Annotated in this window: 14 protein-coding genes; 3 read left to right on the top strand and 11 right to left on the bottom strand. The window is 74.2% G+C overall.

All coding sequences use genetic code 11. The annotated features are described in order from the left end of the window. Positions 1 to 29: 29 nt before the first annotated feature. Genes GA0070610_RS14450 through GA0070610_RS14460 form a run of 3 tightly spaced genes read right to left on the bottom strand, consistent with a single transcriptional unit; the run spans position 30 to position 3,866 of the window. Positions 30 to 869, bottom strand: coding sequence for a DODA-type extradiol aromatic ring-opening family dioxygenase (locus GA0070610_RS14450; RefSeq protein WP_089000519.1), 840 nt, complete (start codon positions 867 to 869; stop codon positions 30 to 32). Continuing rightward, on the bottom strand, positions 862 to 1,851 hold the full coding sequence (locus tag GA0070610_RS14455; RefSeq protein ID WP_089000520.1) for a DODA-type extradiol aromatic ring-opening family dioxygenase: 990 nt from the start codon (positions 1,849 to 1,851) through the stop codon (positions 862 to 864). Before GA0070610_RS14455 ends, GA0070610_RS14450 begins: the two co-directional genes overlap by 8 nt. Next, complete coding sequence (locus GA0070610_RS14460; protein WP_089000521.1) at positions 1,848 to 3,866, bottom strand: hydantoinase B/oxoprolinase family protein; 2,019 nt, start codon at positions 3,864 to 3,866, stop codon at positions 1,848 to 1,850. Before GA0070610_RS14460 ends, GA0070610_RS14455 begins: the two co-directional genes overlap by 4 nt. 151 nt (positions 3,867 to 4,017) lie before the next feature. Between GA0070610_RS14460 and GA0070610_RS14465 the strand changes: the two genes are divergently transcribed. Beyond that, a complete protein-coding gene (locus tag GA0070610_RS14465) occupies positions 4,018 to 4,842 on the top strand; it encodes an IclR family transcriptional regulator (protein ID WP_089000522.1) in 825 nt (274 codons plus the stop codon). 91 nt (positions 4,843 to 4,933) lie between these two features. Here GA0070610_RS14465 and GA0070610_RS14470 read toward each other — a convergent pair whose 3' ends face one another. Genes GA0070610_RS14470 through GA0070610_RS14505 form a run of 8 tightly spaced genes read right to left on the bottom strand, consistent with a single transcriptional unit; the run spans position 4,934 to position 14,921 of the window. Continuing rightward, a complete protein-coding gene (locus tag GA0070610_RS14470; protein ID WP_089000523.1) occupies positions 4,934 to 6,553 on the bottom strand; it encodes a thiamine pyrophosphate-binding protein in 1,620 nt (539 codons plus the stop codon). After that, on the bottom strand, positions 6,550 to 7,311 hold the full coding sequence (locus GA0070610_RS14475) for an enoyl-CoA hydratase/isomerase family protein (RefSeq protein ID WP_231926122.1): 762 nt from the start codon (positions 7,309 to 7,311) through the stop codon (positions 6,550 to 6,552). Before GA0070610_RS14475 ends, GA0070610_RS14470 begins: the two co-directional genes overlap by 4 nt. Then, entirely contained in the window at positions 7,308 to 8,666 is a 1,359-nt protein-coding gene (gene purB / locus GA0070610_RS14480) for an adenylosuccinate lyase (RefSeq protein ID WP_089000524.1), read from the bottom strand. Before purB ends, GA0070610_RS14475 begins: the two co-directional genes overlap by 4 nt. After that, positions 8,666 to 10,246, bottom strand: coding sequence for a class I adenylate-forming enzyme family protein (locus GA0070610_RS14485; RefSeq protein ID WP_089000525.1), 1,581 nt, complete (start codon positions 10,244 to 10,246; stop codon positions 8,666 to 8,668). Before GA0070610_RS14485 ends, purB begins: the two co-directional genes overlap by 1 nt. A gap of 3 nt (positions 10,247 to 10,249) precedes the next feature. Further along, on the bottom strand, positions 10,250 to 12,259 hold the full coding sequence (locus GA0070610_RS14490) for a hydantoinase/oxoprolinase family protein (RefSeq protein ID WP_089000526.1): 2,010 nt from the start codon (positions 12,257 to 12,259) through the stop codon (positions 10,250 to 10,252). A 36-nt stretch (positions 12,260 to 12,295) separates the two neighbouring features. Further along, positions 12,296 to 13,123, bottom strand: coding sequence for an ABC transporter permease (locus GA0070610_RS14495; RefSeq protein WP_089000527.1), 828 nt, complete (start codon positions 13,121 to 13,123; stop codon positions 12,296 to 12,298). Beyond that, positions 13,120 to 14,004, bottom strand: coding sequence for an ABC transporter ATP-binding protein (locus GA0070610_RS14500; RefSeq protein WP_231926123.1), 885 nt, complete (start codon positions 14,002 to 14,004; stop codon positions 13,120 to 13,122). Before GA0070610_RS14500 ends, GA0070610_RS14495 begins: the two co-directional genes overlap by 4 nt. Then, positions 14,001 to 14,921 carry an ABC transporter substrate-binding protein gene (locus tag GA0070610_RS14505; protein WP_231926124.1) on the bottom strand — a complete coding sequence of 307 codons (921 nt, stop codon included), beginning with the start codon at positions 14,919 to 14,921 and terminating at the stop codon, positions 14,001 to 14,003. The genes GA0070610_RS14500 and GA0070610_RS14505 overlap by 4 nt, the downstream gene beginning before the upstream one ends. Positions 14,922 to 15,328: 407 nt before the next feature. Here GA0070610_RS14505 and GA0070610_RS14510 point away from each other — a divergent pair, with 407 nt between their 5' ends. Beyond that, positions 15,329 to 16,177 (top strand): MaoC/PaaZ C-terminal domain-containing protein, encoded by an 849-nt coding sequence (locus GA0070610_RS14510; protein ID WP_089000529.1) that lies wholly within the window; start codon positions 15,329 to 15,331, stop codon positions 16,175 to 16,177. Positions 16,178 to 16,376: 199 nt separating this feature from the next. Further along, entirely contained in the window at positions 16,377 to 18,392 is a 2,016-nt protein-coding gene (locus GA0070610_RS14515; protein ID WP_089000530.1) for a phage tail sheath family protein, read from the top strand. Positions 18,393 to 18,395 lie beyond the last annotated feature (3 nt).

The following is an 18,395-nucleotide window of genomic DNA, read 5'->3' on the forward strand; positions in this document are numbered from 1 at the left end:
TCCTTGCTCTGGTTGCGGGTCGGCTTCGGTCAGGGACGCTCGGGCAGGTTCCAGGACAGGACGGCGGCGCCGGTGCCCCAGATCGGGCCGTACGCGTGCAGTTGCGCGGGGCCGCTCGCGGCGCCGGTCCCGGCGGCGAACGCGAGGGCCCGGAACTGGCTGTCCGCCTGCGCCTGCCGGGCGTAGTCCTCGCGGATCGCGAGCGCCTCGTCGACCTTGCCGGCGGTGAGCAGGTCGAGTACGCGGGTGTTCCACTGCTCGTGCGCGGGCGCGCCGATGTGGTCCTGGGCGGGTTCGATCCACTGTTGGATCAGCCCGGAGGACAGGCCGCTGACCACGACGACGGCGGCGCGTACGCCGGCGTCGCGGGCGGCGGCGGCACCGGCCCGGCCGACATCGGCGAGGGTGTCGGCGTCGGCGTACAGGTTGCAGGAGACCTGCGCCCAGCGCAGCTTGCGCTCCGGGTCGAGCAGCGCCGAGGTGACGATGGTGCCGGTGTCGATGGGGAAGCCCTCGTAGCGGGTGCGGCGCGCCTGCTTGCCGTCGGCCTGCACCCGGTCGGCCCACCGCTCGCTGAACTCCACGTCGAAGCGCAGGTCGTAGCGGAGCTCCCCGTAGTCGTAGGCGTACCAGTTCTCGTCGACGTGTTCGCCGCGCGGGTTGGGGTCGCACTGGAACTGGTGGCCGAGGACGGTGAACCACTGGGTGGACAGCAGCAGGACGACGTCGGGCTCCAGCCGGCGCAGGCGCTCGCCCACGTCACGTGCGGCCGTGGCCAGCGCCTTCCAGCTCGGTGCGGGTTCCTTCGCGAGCAGGTGGGGCATGCCGGGCAGGAGCGCCCCGGCGACGATTCCGGTCCGGTCAGCCATGGGGGCTCCCCTCGGGCAGCCACTCGACGACGGCGTTTCCGGTGCCGATGATCGTGCCGTAGCCGAGCACGTCTCCGGCGACCTTGGGCCAGCCCATCGCGGCGAGCAGCCAGGTGAGGCTGCCGGCCTTCGTCTCCGACGCGGTGGCCTCGATGTGTTCGGTGATGAGTTCCCGCAGCGGGGCGGTCGGCCCCCGGCGGATCGCTTCGAGCAGCTTCATGTCCCACCGGTACTGGTGGTTGTTGTACGGGTGTTCGCGTTCCATGTCCTCCGGCAGCTCCGGCTCCTCGTGCCAGTGCAGGTGCGACAGGGAGTTGGAGGCGAGCAGCACGGCGCGGCGGCCGGTGGCCTCGACGGCACGGCGGGTGGCCTCGCCGAGCACCTCCATCTCCTCCAGGGACGCGTCGGAGTAGAAGTACGGGTTGTTGTTCGCCGACAGGGAGACCACGGGGATGTCCCAGGCGGGGTTGGCCAGGTGCAGGGCGCCGATGGTGGCGTAGTCGACGCGTACGCGGGGGTCGCGCATCGCGCGGGCGACCAGGCCGAGGTCGCTGGCCTCCTCGACGATGGCCTCGCCGAGTTCGACGTCGGTGCGGAAGTCGTAGCGGTAGCGGAAGAGGTGCGGGAAGATCGGCTCCACGGAGATGCCGCGCGGGTTCGGTGCGCAGTTGACGTGGTGGCCGACCATCGTGATCCAGTGCGGCGCGTGCACGATCAGCACGTCGGGGCGGTGCACCTCCTGGATGCGCTTGCGCAGCCGCTCGTAGGCCCAGCGCAGCGTCTCCCAGCCGCCGGTGGAGCGGGGTTCGTTCTGCGGCGGGTTCTCCGCGTAGATCAGGTGCGGCGGGTGCGGGCTGAGGCAGCCGGCGACGATGCCGGCCCGGGCGGGCGCGGCCTGCGGGGCCGGGGCGCTGCCGGCGCCGGTGCCGCGACCGGCGCGGGGGGTGGTCGTCGCCACCGGCACCCGGAAGACGCGGCTCACGACCGTCCCTCCCCCGCGAGGACCCGCACGTACGCGCGGTGCTCGGCGGTGGCGCCGAGGATCCGCATCCCGTCGTCGTCGAGGGCTATCTCGTCGGCGGCGAGGGCGGCGTCGTGGCGCAGCCAGGCCCGCAGGGGCGCCGGGTGTACGCCGTGCAGCTCGACGAGGCTCTCCTCGGCCAGGCCGCTGCCGGGTGCGACGTACGCGAGCCGGCGCTGGCCGCGCCGCCCGGTGTAGGCGGGCCGCTCGGTGGTGGCCAGGCGCAGCCAGTTCCGCTCGGCGCGCAGCCGCTGGCGCAGCTCGGCGGTGGCGGCGCGGTCGGCCCCGCCGGCGTCGTCGAGGACCACGCCGTAGCGCTGGCGGGCCTCGTCGCCGGTCAGGTAGTCCTGGCGGACGTCCTCGGCGACGGCGTCGGGCGCCCGGTCCAGGGGGTCGCCCCAGCCGCCGCCCCCGGCGGACTCCATCACGAGCACGTCCCCGGCCCGCATGGGGAAGCCGGCGATCTTGCCGGGGGTGTCGAAGTCGACCCGTCGGCCGTCGGCGCGGCGCAGGTGGGTGACCGTCGGCGCGCCGGGGCCGCCGTGGCGCAGCCCGTACGGGGGGACGGTGGTGCGGTCGGTCTGCACCGAGTACGACCCGCCGCTGGCCAGCAGCCGGGTCTCCCGTCGGCTGCCGAGGCCACCCCGGTGGGTACCGTCTCCGCAGGAGCCGGCGCGCAGTTCGCAGGCCTCGACGAGGATGGGGATCTCGGTCTCCAGCCGTTCGACGGACTGGATGGTGGAGATGTCGCCGAGGTCGACCGGGTTCATCGCGCTGGGGCCGTCGGATTCGAGGAATCCGCCGTTGCCGCCGGCCGGGTAGTCGTAGTAGAGGTAGGGCTGACCGGTGTGCTCGTCGACGCCGCCGATGAGGTTCTGGAAGGTGGTGCCGAACTGGTCGGCGGCGATGAGGTCGGGCGCCACCTGGCTCAGCGCCGCCATCACCGCGGAGATGACCCGCTTGCGGACCTCGCTGTGGGCGTTGGCGGGGGCCGGGTAGGCGACGTGCACCACCGTGCCGGGTTCGGTGAGCACCCGCAGGGGCCGGAACGCGCCGTGGTTGACCAGGCCGCCGGGGTCGAGGGCGGACTTGACCGCGATGAACACCCCGGCGACGGTCATCGCCCGCGACGAGTTGACCACGGCGGCGACCTGGGTGGAGGAGCCTCGGAAGTCGGCTTCGATCTCGTCGCCGTCGACGATCAGCCGGCAGCGCACGATCGCGGCGTCGTAGTCGCCGTCGGTGTAGAGGTCGAGGTAGTCCTCGTAGCGGTAGGTGCCGTCGGGCAGCGACCGGATCATGTCGCGCAGCCGCTGCTCGGTGCGGTCCATGTTGGCGGCGACGCAGTCGAGGATCAGCCCGGTGCCCCAGCGGTCGACGAGTTCCCGCAGCCGGCGCTGCGCCGTGTGGCAGGCGGCGATGCTGGACTCGAGGTCGCCGCGGCGTTCCTCGGCCATCCGGACGTTGGCGAAGAGGATGTCGAAGGCGGCCCGGTTGGGTCGGCCGGCCTCGATCAGCCTGATCGGCGGGATCCGCAGCCCTTCCTGGAGGATCTCGGTGGCCTGGCCGGAGACGCTGCCGGGGGTCATGCCGCCGATGTCGGCCCAGTGCATCCGGACGCAGGGGAAGAGGAACATCTGCCCGTCGACGAAGACCGGGCTGATCAGGGTGACGTCGTTGAGGTGGCTGCCGCCCCGGTACGGGTCGTTGACGATGTAGAGGTCTCCGGGGCGCATCTCGGCGGCGAAGTCGGCGAAGATCTCGGCCACCGAGGCCGGCATGGCGATGACGTGTCCCGGCATGTCCCGGCCCTGGGCGACCATCTGCCCGGAGGGGTCGAAGAGTGCGCAGGAGAAGTCCTGGGCGTCGGCGATCACCGGCGAGTGCGCGGTACGGAAGATCGTCTGCCGCATCTCGCGGACGATCGAGATGAGACTCTCGGTGACGACTTCCAGGTCGATCGGATTCACGGTCATGCGGATGCCTCACTGATTCCGGTGTCGGTCCGTGTCTTCCGCCGGAGGGGACCTGGACTGGTCGGGGCGAGTGGACCACCGTGCATTGGACCATCATGTGGTCCTAGAGTTATATTATGAAACCTAGCAGCCGGAAAGGCAGGGAAGCAAGATGTCGTACGCCACTGACCCGACGCCCGACGAGGGCGTCGCCCCCCGCGAGTCGGGCACCCAGGCGCTGGACCGCGCCCTGGGCGTCCTGCTGGCCTTCCGGGGTGACGCCGTCGAGCGCAAGGTCAGCGATGTCAGCCGCGAACTGGGCCTGCACAAGTCCACGGCCAGCCGGCTGTTCCGCGCGCTGGCCGACGCCGGCTTCCTGCAACGCAACGAGGAGAACGGCACCTACCGCCTCGGCGTCGCGGTCTTCGAGCTGGGCGCCCGCTTCCTCGCCGGGATCGACCTGCACGCGCTGGCCCGGCCCCTGCTGCACCAGCTCGCCGAGCGGGAGGGCGAGAGCGTCAACCTCGCCGTCCTGGAGGGCTCCGACGCCATCTCGCTCTACGTCGTGCAGGGCACCCGCAACGTGCAGCTCGTCTCCCGCCTCGGCCGGCGCATCCCCCTGTGGTGCAGCGCGGCCGGCAAGGCACTGCTCGTCGACCACGACGACGACGCCCTGCGCGCCCTGCTCGCCACCGTGCCGTTCACGGCGATGACCAGCAACACCATCACCGACCTGGACACCTTCGTGGCGCACATGGCCACCGTGCGGCGGCAGGGCTGGGCGCTGAACGACCAGGAGAGCGAGCACGGGCTGCGGGTGGTGGCCGCCCCCGTACGCGACCGGCGCGACCGGGTGACCGCCGCGATCAGCATCTCCGGGCCGATCTTCCGCCTGGACGACACCCGCACCCGGGAGCTGACCGACGCCGCCTGCCGTACCGCCGCCGAGCTGTCCCGCCAGCTCGGCCACGGCTTCGGCGACCGGTGGGGCGACTGAGCGCGCCGCCCACGAACCGGTCACCACGGGCCCCCGCCGTCGCGCCGGCACCGCGTCAGGTGCCGGCGGCGGCGCGGTGGGGCGTACGCCGTCAGAACCGCTCCTGGGTGACCTCGGGCAGGACCCGCACGTGCAGCACCGCCGGCCCGGTCACCGGCAGCGCCGCGTCGAGGGCCGCCTCGGCGCCCGCCTCGTCGGTGACCGTCCAGGCCGGTACGCCCAGGGACCGGGCCACCGCCGCCAGGTCCCGGGCCGGGAACCGGGCCAGCGCCGGGTCGACCCCGCGCGGGGCGAACTTGCGCACCTCCGCGCCGTAGCCACCGTCGTCGAGGACCACCAGCAGCACCGGCGCACCGACCCGGGCCAGCGTGTCCAGCTCACCGAGGCCGGTGAGCAGGCTGCCGTCGCCCTCGAAGGCCACCACCGGCCGGTCCGGTCGGCCCACCCCGGCCCCGACGGCGTACGGCAGGCCGACGCCGATGCTGCCGAACTCCCAGGGCGCGATGAACGCGCGGTCCACGGCGGACGAGTCGAGCAGCAGGTTCGGCCAGCCTCCGAACTGCCCCACGCCCACCACGGTGGTGCGCCGGGCGGGCAGCCGCCGGGCGCAGATCCGCATGAACGCCCGGGGGTCGATGCCCGCCGAGCCCTCGACGAACGCGATGCCGTCGAACGGGTCGGCCTCGGCGATCTGCGCGGCCAGCGCGGCACTGCGCCACTCCGGGCGCTCACGCGGCTCGAGCCGGGCCGTCACGGCCCGCGCGGTGACCGCCGCGTCCCCGACGATCCCCAGGTCGACCGGCCAGCGCGCGCCCAGCGCCCGCGCGTCGACGTCGACCGCGACCACCCGCGCCCCGGGGAAGAGCGCGCCGTGGTCGGCCGTCCACCGGTTGAGTCCCGCCCCGAGGGTGACCACCAGGTCCGCCTCGGCCAGCACCCGCCGGGTCAGCGGGCGGGCCAGTCCCCCGGCCACCCCCAGGTGGTACGGGTGGCCGGCGAAGAGCCCGGCGGCCAGCACGGTGGTGGCGAGCACCGCGCCGCACCAGTCGGCGAGCCGGCGTACGTCGTCGGCCGCCGCCTCGGCGCCCCGCCCGGCCAGCAGCACCGGGCGGCGGGCGGCGGCCAGCAGGCCGACCAGTTCGGCGACCGCCGCGTCGGTCGGCGCCGGCGACGCGGGCCGGTACGCGACGACGGCCGGCGCGGGCACGGCCCCGGCGGGCACCGGCTCGTCCTGGAGGTCGATGGGGACGTCGAGGACGACCGGGCCGGGCCGTTCGGCGGCGGCGCGGAACGCCAGGCCGACGTCGCGGGCGGCGGTGGCCGGCGCCACCACGGGCACGAACGCCCCGGCGGTGGCCAGCGCGAACGGCTGCTGCGGGAAGCTCTGCACGTGCAGCGGGTCGCCGGGCGGGGTGTCGCCGGCGATCAGGACCAGCGGCGTGCCGGCCTGCCGGGCGATGGTCAGCGCGGCACCGGCGACCGCCAGGCCGGGACCCTGGGTCACGGTGACGACGCCGCACCGGCCGGTGGCGCGGGCCCAGCCGTCGGCCATCATCACCGCGGCGTTCTCGTTGCGGGCCGCCACGAAGCGGACGCCGTGGCGCTGGACCAGGTCCGCGACCAGGAACATGTTGGCGTCGCCGAGCAGCCCGAAGATGGTGTCGACCCCGTGCGCCACGATGGCGTCGGCGATCGCCTCGCCGGCCCTCACCGGGCATCCCGGGCGAGGTAGTCGCCGGCGGGGCGCAGCGCCACGCTCAGCGCGCCGAGGTAGGAGTCGTTGGCGGCGGCCTCGAACCGGGGCCCGGCCAGGCGGGCCGCCCGCTTGGTCATCGACCGCCCGACGGCGGAGGTGGCCAGCAGCCGCTCGGCGAGCCCGGTCGCCGCGGCGGCGAGCCGCCCCGGGTCCACCACCTCGGTCACCAGGCGCAGGTCGCGCAGCTCGTCGGCGGGGATCCGCTCGCCGAGCAGCAGCCAGCGCTTGGCCAGGTCGGCGCCGACGAGGTCGGCGAGGATCGCCATGCCGCTCCAGGTCAGCGGGATGCCGAAGCCCACCTCCGGGAAGGTCGCGAAGCAGGTGTCGGCGGCCACCCGCAGGTCGCTGGCCAGGCCGAGCACCGCCCCGGAGCCGATGGCCGGGCCGTTGAACGCCGCGACGGTGCTCTGCTCCAGCCGGTACCAGCGTTCGACCAGCTCGGCGGTGCGGCGCTGCACGGACATCGTGGCCCGGGCGTCGAGGGTCGCCAGCTCGTGCAGGTCGGTGCCGGCGCAGAACGCGGTGCCGGCGCCCGTGAGCAGGACGACCTCGGTGCCGTCGTCGCGCGACAGCTCGTGCATCACGTCCTCGAAGCGGGCGAGCATCGCCAGGTCGAAGCTGTTGCGCCGGGCGGGCCGGTTGAGCGTCACCCGGGCGAGTCGGCCGTCGCGGTGCAGCAGCACGGACTCCTCGGCACGGTGGGCGTCGGTCATGGTGACTCCGAGTTGAGTAGGGCGCGGTCGACCAGCGCGGCGGCGTGGCCGACGTACGACAGGGGGTCCAGCAGGCCGGCGAGTTCCGCCGGGGGCAGGGCGGCGGCCACCTCGGGGTCGGCGCGCAGCGCCTCGGCGAACGGGCGGCCCGCATCGAGGCTGTCGCGGACGATCCGCATGACCAGGTGGTGGGCCTGTTCCCGGCCGAGCGGGCCGGCCAGGCGCAGCATCACCGCCTCGGAGAGCACGAGCCCGCCGGTGAGGTCGAGGTTGGCGCGCATCCGGTCGGGGTTGACGCCGAGGTCGCCGAAGACGTCGACCAGTCGCTGCATCGCGCCGCCGAGCAGGATGAAGCACTCCGGCAGCAGCTTCCACAGCGTCATGCCGACGCCCATGTCCCGGTCGTCCTGGGCGACCATGGTCTGCAACGCCAGGGGCACCTGGGCCCGCAGGGTGCCGGCGGCGGCGATCACCGCCTCGCAGCGGATCGGGTTGCGTTTGTGGGGCATCGTGCTGCTGCCGACCTGGGTGGACCGCTGCGACTCGTACGCCTCGCCGACCTCGGTGCGGCCGAGGAAGTAGACCTCCCGGGCCAGCTTCTCGGCGCTGGCCGCGACGAGGCCGAAGACCATCAGGCACTCGGCGAAGCGGTCCTGGGTGGCGTGCCACGGGGTGGCGGCGACGCCGAGCCCCAGGTCGGCGGCGACGGCCTGCTCCAGCGCGAACGCCTGCGGGCCGTAGCCGGCCATCGTGCCGGCCGCGCCGCCCATGCTCGTCACGAGCAGCCGCTGGCGCAGTTGCCGCAGCCGGACGCGGTGGCGTTGCAGCTCGTCCTGCCACACCGCGCAGCGCAGGCCGAAGGTGGTCGGCAGCGCCTGCTGCCCGTGGGTGCGGGCGGCCATCGGGGTGGCGCGGTGGCGCAGCGCCAGCCGGCGCAGCGCGCGTACCAGCTCGTCGATTTGCCGCTGCACGATGTCCAGGCCGTCGCGGGCCCGCAGGACGAAGCCGGTGTCCATCACGTCCTGGGTGGTGGCGCCGAGGTGGACGTAGCGGCCGGCGTCGCCCGGGCAGGCGGCGGTGAGCGCCCGCACCAGCGGCACGAGGGGGTGCACGGTGTCGGCGGCGTCGGCGGCGAGCACCGCCGTGTCGAGCCGCTCGACGCGGGCGGCCTCGGTGATGGCCTGCGCGGCGGCGGACGGGATGACGCCCAGTTTCGCCTGCCCCCGGGCGAGGGCGGCCTCGACGTCGAGCCACGACTGCATGAGCTGCCGGTCGTTGAAGACCCCGCGCATCTCGGCGTTGCCGAAGAAGCTGGTGACGGTGAGCGAGTCCAGGAAACACGAGCCGAGCTGCATCAGCGTTCCTCCCCCGGAGCAACGAGCAGGTCCCGCGCGGCCCGCCGGTCGACCTTCCCCGACGGCAGCAGCGGCAGGTCGGCGACCGTACGGATCAGGGTCGGCACCTTGTGCCGGGCCAGCCGTTGCGTGGCGGTGCGGGTGAGCCGGTCGACGTCGCAGCGCCCGCCGGGGACGGTCACGACCAGGGCCGCGACCTCCTCCCCCCAGCGCGGCGACGGCACGCCGAGGACGCACACCCGGGCCACGGCCGGGTCGTCGGCGAGCACGGCCTCGACCTCGGCGGGGTGCACGTTCTCGCCGCCGCGGATGATCAGTTCCTTGATCCGGCCGGCCAGGGTGAGGACCTTCTCGCCGGTCAGCGCCCCCAGGTCGCCGGTGCGCAGCCAGCCGTCGCTGGTGATCGCGGCGGCGGTGGTGAACGGGTCGTCGGCGTAGCCGCGGGTGACCGACTCTCCGCGTACCAGCAGCTCACCGACCTGCCCGGCGGGCAGCGGGGTGCGGGTGGCCGGGTCGACCACGGTGGCCTCAAGGGCCGGCAGGACGCGTCCGACGGTGCTCCCGGGCGCCCCGCAGGTCCCGTCGCCGGGGTCCAGGCTGATCGTCGGGCCGGCCTCGGTCTGGCCGTAGACGACCGCCACCCGCTCCAGGTCGAGGGCCCGCCGGGTGCGGGTGACCAGCGCCGGGGCGCAGGTGGCGCCGCCGAGGAAGCCGACCCGCAACGACGACAGGTTCCAACGTCCGGGGTCCTGCTCGACGCGGTCGCAGAGCATCGACGCCATGGTGGGTACGGCCTGCACCACCGTGCACGCGTGCCGCTCGATCTGGTCGAGCACCGGCTCGGTGCGGAACCTGCGGGTGGAGACCCACAGCGCGCCGGTCACCAGCGCCAGCATCGCCCCGCTGCCGAGCCCCGCCGCGTGGGCCAGGGGCAGCGGCGAGGCGATCCGGTCGTCGGGGCGCAGCCGGGCCGCCTCGGCCGTCCAGGCCGCGTTGGTCAGCAGGTTGGCCGCACTCAGCGACACCATCTTGGCCGGGCCGGTGGAGCCGGAGGTGAACTGGATGTTGCAGGCGGCGTCCGGGTCGCCGACGGGCGGCGGGACCGGGTCGTCCCAGCCGGGCAGCCCCGCCAGCGCCGCCGCGCCCAGGTCCGCGCCGAGGACGTGCCAGCCGTCCGGGCGCTCGCCCGGCGGCAGCCCCGCCAGGGCTTCGGTGACGGTGGGCGGGCCGGGCCGGTCGCGGACCCGCTCGGCGGCGAAGAGCCGCCGTGGTCGGGCACGGGCCAGCGCCGAGGTCAGCTCGGGCCCGGTGAGGCCGGGGTGCAGGGTGGTCAGGGCGGCGCCCCGCCAGGCCGCGGCGGCCAGCAGCACCAGCCAGGCCAGCCCGTTCTCGGCCCAGACCGCGATCCGGTCGCCACGGCCGACGCCTTGGGCCGCCAGGACGGCCGCCGCCCGGCCGGCGAGGTCGGCGAACTCCCCCGTCGTCACGGGCCGCCCCGGGTCGTCGAAGACGTACAGGGCGCGGTCCGGCTGCCGGGCGGCGCGCTCCAGCACGGTGAGGTCGAGCGCTGGCGGGATCACGGGTCACTCCTTGGTCAGCAGCAGGTTTCCGTGGTCGTCGACCGTGGCGGTCCAGCCGCCGCCGACGACGGTGGTGCTGCCGTTCTCCCGCACGACGGCGGGGCCGGCGACGACGGAGTCGGGGCCCAGGTCGGCGCGGCGCCACACGCTGGCCTCGACCCAGCCGCCGGTGCGGTAGAGGCGGGTCGTGCCGGGCTGCGCCGGGCCGCCGGTCGGGGCGGCGAAGCGTACGGCCGGGCGTGGCCCGAAGGCGGTGAGCCGGCAGTTGACGATCTCGGCGGGGTGGTCGGAGCGGGTGTACGCGTAGCGCTCGGCGTAGGCGGCGTGGAAGGCCGCCACCAGTTCGTCGGCCGTGGCCGGCAGCTCGGGCAGGGCGACGGCGAGGTCGAAGCTCTGCCCCCGGAACCGCATGCCGACCGAGAGGCCGAAGCTGACCTCGTCCGGCTCGACGCCGTCCTCGGCCTTGAGCTGGGCCAGGGCGGCGTCGCGCAGGTCGGCCAGGGCCGCCCGGGCCGCCGCCAGGCCGTCGCCGTCGGCCGGCACCAGGACGGTACGCACGTAGTCGTGGCGGGCCTGGGCGGTGACGAAGCCGAGCGCGGAGAAGTTGCCCGGCACCGGCGGTACGAGGACCCGGCGGATGCCGAGCTCGTCGGCGAGGTCGGTGGCGTGCATCGGGCCGGCGCCCCCGAAGGGCATCAGCACGAAGTCGCGCGGGTCGTGGCCGCACGCCACGGAGATCTCCTTGATGGCGCTGGTCATCTTGACCGTGGCGAGCGTCAGGATGCCGCGCGCCAGCTCCAGCTCGTCGAGACCGAACGTGCCGGCCAGCCCGGCCAGGGCGGCGCGGGCGGCGTCGGGGTCGAGCGGCACCTCCCCGCCCAGGCTCTCGCCCGGGTCGAGGTGGCCGACGAGCAGGTGCGCGTCGGTGGTGGTCGGCTCGGTGCCGCCCCGACCGTAGGCGGCCGGGCCGGGGGTGGAGCCGGCGCTGCGCGGCCCGACGCGCAGCTCCCCGCCCAGGTCGCGCCAGGCGATCGAGCCGCCGCCGGCGCCGATGGTGTTGATCTCGACCTGGAAGGTGCGGTTCGGGTAGCCGGCGATCTTCCCGTCGTTGGTCATCAACGGGGTGCCGTTCTTGATCAGGCAGACGTCCGTGCTGGTGCCGCCGATGTCGCAGGTGATGACGTTCGGATAGCCGGCGAGCGAGGCCACGTGCACGCTGGCGGCGACCCCGCCGGCGGGCCCGGAGAGGGCCAGGTTGATCGGCAGCCGCCCGGCCTCGTCGGTGGAGACGACACCGCCGCTGCTCGTCATGATCGACAGGGGGTGGGCGTATCCGCCGTCGGCGAGGGCGTCACCGAGCCCGCGCAGGTAGTCGGCGACGGTCGCCCGCACGCTGGCGTTGAGCACGGTGGTGGCGAAGCGCTCGTACTCGCCCTGCTCCGGCACCACGTCGGAGGAGACGGTGCAGACCAGGCCGGGGTGCCGCTCCGCCAGCCGCCGCGCCGCGGCCCGCTCGTGCGCGGGATTGCGGTACGAGTGCAGCAGGCAGACCGCCACCGCCCGGGGCCCGGCGGCGGCCACCCGGTCGAGTACCTCGTCCAGCTCGTCGGCGTCCAGCGGCCGTACGACGCTGCCGTCGGCGGCGATGCGCTCGCGCAGCACGTGCCGGTGCCGGCGCGCGACGAGCGGCGGCCGGGCGCTCTCCTTGACGCTGTAGAGGCGGGGCCGGTGCCCGAGGCCCATCTCCAGCACGTCCCGGAAGCCCTCGGTCGCCAGTACGGCCACCGGCTCGCCGGAGCCTTCGAGCAGCGCGTTGGTGACCCGGGTGGTGCCGTGCACGAACCGGTCGACGGTGTCCAGGCTGACGCCGAGCTTGGCCAGTCCCTCGAAGATCGCCGCCGCGGGGTCGTGCGGGGTGGAGAGGGTCTTGGCCTCGGCGAGCCGGGCGGTGGCCGGCTCGTAGACGATGACGTCGGTGAAGGTGCCACCGATGTCGACGCCGATGCAGAGCATGGCGAGCCTTTCGGGTAGGGGTGGATGCGTCGGCGACTAGAACGTCACGCCGTAGCGGCGCAGGGTCCGTCCCGTGACCAGCCGCAGGATCCAGTCGAAGAGGTAGCCGAGCAGGCCCAGGGCGATGATGCCCACGAAGACCCACTCGGTCTTGGCGTAGTTGCGGGCCGTCCAGATCAGCGAGCCGAGGCCGCTCTGGGCGGCGACGATCTCGGCGGAGACGATCGTCAGGAACGAGTTGCCCATCGCCAGCCGGGCCCCGGTGACCACGTGCGGCACCGTCGACGGCAGCACGACCGAGACGAGGCTGCGTACGGGGCCGGCGCCGAGCGCCCGGGCCGCGCGCATCCGGATCTCGTTGACCGACAGCACCCCGGCCAGGGTGTTGAGGGCGACGATGAAGACGGTGGTGTAGAAGATCAGCGCCACCTTCGACGCCTCCCCCGGCCCGAGCCAGATGATCGCCAGGGTGACGAAGGCGATCGGCGGCACGAAGCGGAAGAACTGGATGTACGGGTCGAGCATCAGCCGCAGCCAGGGGATGCAGCCCATCAGCAGACCCATCGGTACGCCGACGAGCACGCCGAGCAGCCAGCCGGTGAGGATGCGGGTCGAGGACGCGCTGACCGAGTCCCACAGGGTTCCGTCGCGGACGAGTTCGACCGCGCCGTCGAGGGTGAGCCGTGGCGAGGGCAGGAAGAAGGCGGTGTAGTTGCGGCTGACCAGGTCCCAGATCAGCACGCCGAGCAGCACCGACAGGATCGACAGCCCGATGCGGGTCAGCCGGGGCCAGCGGTTGCGGCGGGGGCCGGTCGTGGCCGCCGCCCGGGTGCGGTCGGGGACGGTGGGTGCCTCGACGGTCATCGTTCCTCCGTCCGCTCGGGCCGGTCGGCGCCGGGTCGGCCGTCGTGGCCGTCGTCGAGCCCCTGGGCGCGCAGCGTCCGGGCCACCTCGGCGCCGATGTCCTCGCGCAGCTCGCGGAACAGCGCCGCGCAGGCCGGGTCGGTCAGGTCGCGGGGCCGGGGCAGGTCGCAGCGGTAGTCCTTCTTGATCGCCGCCGACGGCCCCGCGGTCATCGTGACGATCCGGTCGCCGAGCAGGATGGCCTCGCCGATGTCGTGGGTGACGAAGACGATCGTGGCGCCGGTCTCGCGCCAGATCCGGTCGAGTTCGACCTGCATCACCAGCCGGGTCTGGGCGTCCAGCGCGCCGAACGGCTCGTCCATCAGCACGACCGAGGGGTCGTTGGCCAGGACCCGGGCCAGCTGGGCCCGTTGGCGCATGCCGCCGGAGAGCTGTTCGGGGAACCGCTCGGCGCTGTGTGCGAGGCCGACCATCGCCAGGTAGCGGTCGACGACCGCGTCGCGCCGGGCCTTCGGCACGCCGCGCATCTGCGGTCCGAAGGCGACGTTCTGGCGTACGGTCAGCCAGGGGAACAACGCCTCGGCGCTCTGGAAGACCACGCCCCGCGACACGTCCGGCCCGGTCACCGCCTCGCCGCCGCAGGTCACCTCGCCGGCCGCCGGGCGGACGAACCCGGCGACCGCGTTGAGCAGCGTGGACTTGCCGCAGCCGCTCGGGCCGAGCAGGCAGACGAGTTCACCGGCGGCGATGTCGAGGCTCGCGCCCCTGACGGCTACGAACTCGCCGAAGCGGATGTCGACGTCGCGGATGCGGATCGGGGAGCCGGCGCGGCTGGCGGGCAGCCCGGCGGACGTGGCGGGGGCGGTGCCGTCGACTGTCACGCCACCCCCTTGACCATGACGGTCGCCGGGTCGGCCTTCTGGGTGACGATCTTGCTGTCCTGCTGGAACTGGGCGATCTCGCCGTAGCGCTTGAGGTCGTCGTCGGTGAAGTCGCGGACCTGGCACTGGACGCCCTCGAGCAGCCCTTGGGCCTCCTTCGCCGGCACCTTGATGGCCTTCTCGGTGACCGTGCCCGCCTTGGCGGGGTCCTTGGTGAGCTGCTCGCACGCCTGGCCGATGGTCTGCACGACCTTCTTGGCGGTCTCCTTGTTGGCCTCGTACCAGGCGCCGTCGACGCCGATCACCAGGTTGTAGACGTAGCCGATGTCGCCGCTGGTCAGCAGGATCTTGCCGCCGTTGGCGACGCCGCGCGAGGGCCACGGCTCCCACATGATGTAGCCGTCCACGTCGCCGCGTTGCAGCAGGGCCGGCATCTCGGCGGGCGAGGCGTTGACGAACTCGACGGACTCCCGGCTGATGCCGCGCGCCGCGAGGACCTTGTTGGTGGCGTACTCGTTGACCGTGCCGGGGACGACGCCGTACTTCTTGATGCCCGCCACGTCGGCGACGCCGGAGCGCGCCACGAGCTTGATGAAGCTGGGCGACTGCGAGAAGACGGCCAGGCCCTTGATGTCGCCCCGGGTGGCCCGGTTGAGCAGGCTCGACTCGGTGCTCGCGGTGACCTGGCCCTGCTTGGCCAGGATCGCGTCGAGGCCGCCGGTGCCCTCCTGGTACTGGGTGACGGTGACGTTCAGGCCGTTGGCCTGGAACAGCTTCTCCTGGTCGGCGAGGTAGATCGGGGAGTACGCCGGGTCGACGCCCACGCCGAAGTTGACCGCCACCGAAGGGGTCGCCTCGCCGCCACCGGATTCGGTCGGGGTCTGGTTCTCCGCGCATGCCGCAACGGCGGCGGTCACCAGCAGGGCTGCTACCGCAGCTCGCAATGCTCGCATTCTCATGGCTACCCCAGATACCTAGCGGCTCATATTATGGTTACCGTTGCTTAATATGGGACGCTACTGCTGGGCGGTGGGCGCAGTCAAGAGATTCGACCTCACCTTCCTGCAACAGACAGTAGCCGTCGACGATCGACGGCCGACGGATCGAATCCGCAGCCACAAATCGGGAGTCCGATGAACACGCTGGACAAACGGGCCGATGCCGGCCGGCCCGAGCCGACGCCGGCCGCGAGGGCGACAACGTCGACCACTCTCCGTAGTCGCGCGCGCGGCGCAGAGGGCCGGGGTGGCCCCGGCGGCCGACCGCGCTGCGGCCGGGCGACGACGCGCCAGGCGTACGCGGGCGATCGGGCGGCGGCGGGCCGATGAGCGCACCGGGACCAGGCGGCCCGCTGCCGACGCTCGTCGGGCTGCACACGTCGTCGCGCCGGGCCTGGACCGCCACCGAGGCGATCCTCTACGCCCTCGGGGTCGGGGCGGGGCAGCGCGACCCGGCCACGGAACTCCGCTTCACCACCGAGAACTCGACCGGCCACCCGCAGCGGGTGCTGCCGACCTTCGCCAGCGTCCTCGCCGCCGATCCGCCGCCCCTGGGCGACCCCACCGCCGTCCGGCACGCGGAGGAGGCGCTCACCCTGTTCCGCCCGCTGCCGCCGGCCGGGCAGGTGCACACCACCGCCACCGTGACCGCGCTGCACGACCAGGGCAGCGGCGCGCTGGTCCAGCAGGTCTCCCGGCTGCGCGACCCGGCGGGCACGACGGTGGCCGTCGTACGCCGGTCCATGTTCGTCATCGGCGCCGGCGGCTTCGGCGGCAGCCGCGCCCGGGCCGCCGGATGGCGCGCGCCGACCGGCCCGCCCGAGCACCGGATCGTCGCCGCCGTCCGCCCGGACCAGGCGCTGCTCTACCGGCTCAGCGGCGACCGCAACCCGCTGCACTCCGATCCGGTCGTCGCCGGTCGCGCCGGGCTGCCCCGCCCGATCCTGCACGGCCTGTGCACCTTCGGCTTCGCCGGCCGGCTCCTGCTGCCCCTCGTCGGCGACGACCCGACCCGCGTACGGCACGTCCGGGCCCGCTTCAACGCGCCGCTGCACCCCGGCGACACCCTGACGGTGCAGGCCTGGCGGCGCCCGTACGGCGTGCTCTTCCGCGTCGGCGACGGGGCGGGGCGGATCGTCCTGGACCGGGGCGTGCTGGCCCTCGCCGCCCGGTGACCGGCCCGTCGTGCTGGCCGAACGGCGCGCGGGCCGGGACGTTCAGCGGCGGCCCGCTGGCCGATCAGTTCACGGCCAGTAACCGCATCGGCGCGGGTGTCGGGTTCGCGTCGCAACCCGGTCGGTTCCCCGCTAGAGGGCGCTGACCTGCGGGCGGAGGGTGTGGGCAGCCGACTTTCCACTCCGAGACGAGGTAGTCATGCCCGTGACTCCGAGCTATCCCGGCGTCTACATCGAGGAAGCCCCGAGCGGCGTCCGACCCGTCATCGGCGTGGCGACCGGGGTGGCCGCCTTCGTCGGATACGTCCGGACCGGCCCGGAGCACCGCGCCGTCCGGGTGAACAGCTTCGGCGAGTTCGAGCGCCGCTTCGGCGGCGTCGACCGCGACTCCGAACTCAGCCTGGCCGTGCAGCAGTTCTTCCGCAACGGCGGCGCCGCCGCGCTCGTCGTACGGGTGCCCCGCGCCGACGCCCGTCCCGCCTCGGTCACCCTGCTCGACAAGGTGGGCGCCGGCCCGAAGTCGGCGCTGGTGCTGGACGCCGCGAGCACCGGAAGCTGGGGCAGCGGGCTGCTGATCGACGTCGACCACGACGACGCGGCCGACCCGAAGACGTTCAACCTGAGCGTCCAGGACCCGGCGACCGGCGCGAGCGAGCACTTCACCGGGCTGTCGTCCGACCCGGCGAGCGCCGCGTACGCCGTCGCCGCGCTCAACGACCCCGACCGTGGCTCCTCGCTCGTGCGGGCCCGGGCCGGGGCGAGCGGCGCGGGCCGGCCGGTGCCCAGCGGCACCCTCGGCGCGGCCGTCGGCGCGCCGACGGTGGACGCCGCGAAGAACTACCGGCTCACCGTGCAGCCGGACCGGCCCACCAAGCCGGACCCGGCGGACCCCACCAGGACCGTCCCGGCCGTCGCCGCCGTGACCGTTACGGCGCTGGAGAAGGGCGAGCGGCTGCCGTCCTCACCCGCCGGCGTGGCCGCGCTGCTGCAACGGAAGATCAACACCGCGCTCGGGGCCGCCGACGGGGCCGCCGGGCTGCGGGTGCGGGTGCTGCCAACCGCCGACGGCGGGCTGCGCGTCCTCGGCGACGTGGACCCGCTGGTGGCCCCGGCGGCCGTCGACGCGGCCTTCACCGTCACGGGCGCGACCGCCTCCGGCGACGTGGCCGACGGCGCGGCGCTGCTCGGCCTGGGCGGCGCCACCACGAACGTCGGCCGGTACACCCCCGTCGGCGCCAAGCGACTCGGCCAGGGCGACCTGGTCACCGGCTCGGACGGCACGCTGCTGCCCGGCGCCGCCGCGCTGATCGGCTCCGAGGCCGCCTACACCGGCATCTACGCCCTGCTCAGGACGGACCTGTTCAACCTGCTCTGCATCCCCGACGCGACCCGCGCCAAGCCCGGCGACCCGACGTCGGTCGACACCGGGGTGGACCCGGAGGCGGTCTGGGCCGCCGCGTACGAGCTGTGCGCCCGGCGCCGGGCGATGCTGCTGGTCGACCCGCCGCCCGGAGTGGACGACCCCGACCGGGCGCTGGACTGGATCAACCAGCTCGGCGTCAAGGGACCCAACGCCGTGGCGCACTTCCCCCGGCTGCGGATCCCCGACCCGACCGACGGCTTCCGGCCGCGTACGGTCGCCCCCGGCGGCACCCTCGCCGGCCTGTACGCCCGCCAGGACACCGAGCGCGGCGTGTGGAAGGCTCCGGCGGGCACGGAGGCGCAGCTGCGCGGGGTGACCAACCTGGTCCACCCGCTCACCGACGCCGAGAACGGCGTGCTCAACCCGCTCGGGCTCAACTGCCTGCGGACGTTCCCGGTCGTCGGCACCGTCAACTGGGGGGCCCGCACCACGGCCGGCGCGGACGTGCTGGCCAGCCAGTGGAAGTACACGCCGGTGCGCCGGCTCGCGCTCTACATCGAGGAGAGCGTCTTCCGGGGTACCCAGTGGGCCGTCTTCGAGCCCAACGACGAGCCGCTCTGGGCCCAGCTGCGGCTGAACCTGACGTCGTTCATGCAGGACCTGTTCCGCAAGGGCGCGTTCGCCGGGCGTACCCCGCGCGAGGCGTACCTGGTGCGGTGCGACGCGGAGACCACCACCGGCGACGACCGGGACCGGGGCGTGGTGAACGTCGTCGTCGGGTTCGCCCCACTCAAACCCGCCGAGTTCGTGATCGTGCGGATCCAGCAGCTCGCCGGCCAGAGCCCGTCCTGAGAG

Source organism: Micromonospora echinofusca (assembly GCF_900091445.1).
Taxonomy (GTDB): domain Bacteria; phylum Actinomycetota; class Actinomycetes; order Mycobacteriales; family Micromonosporaceae; genus Micromonospora; species Micromonospora echinofusca.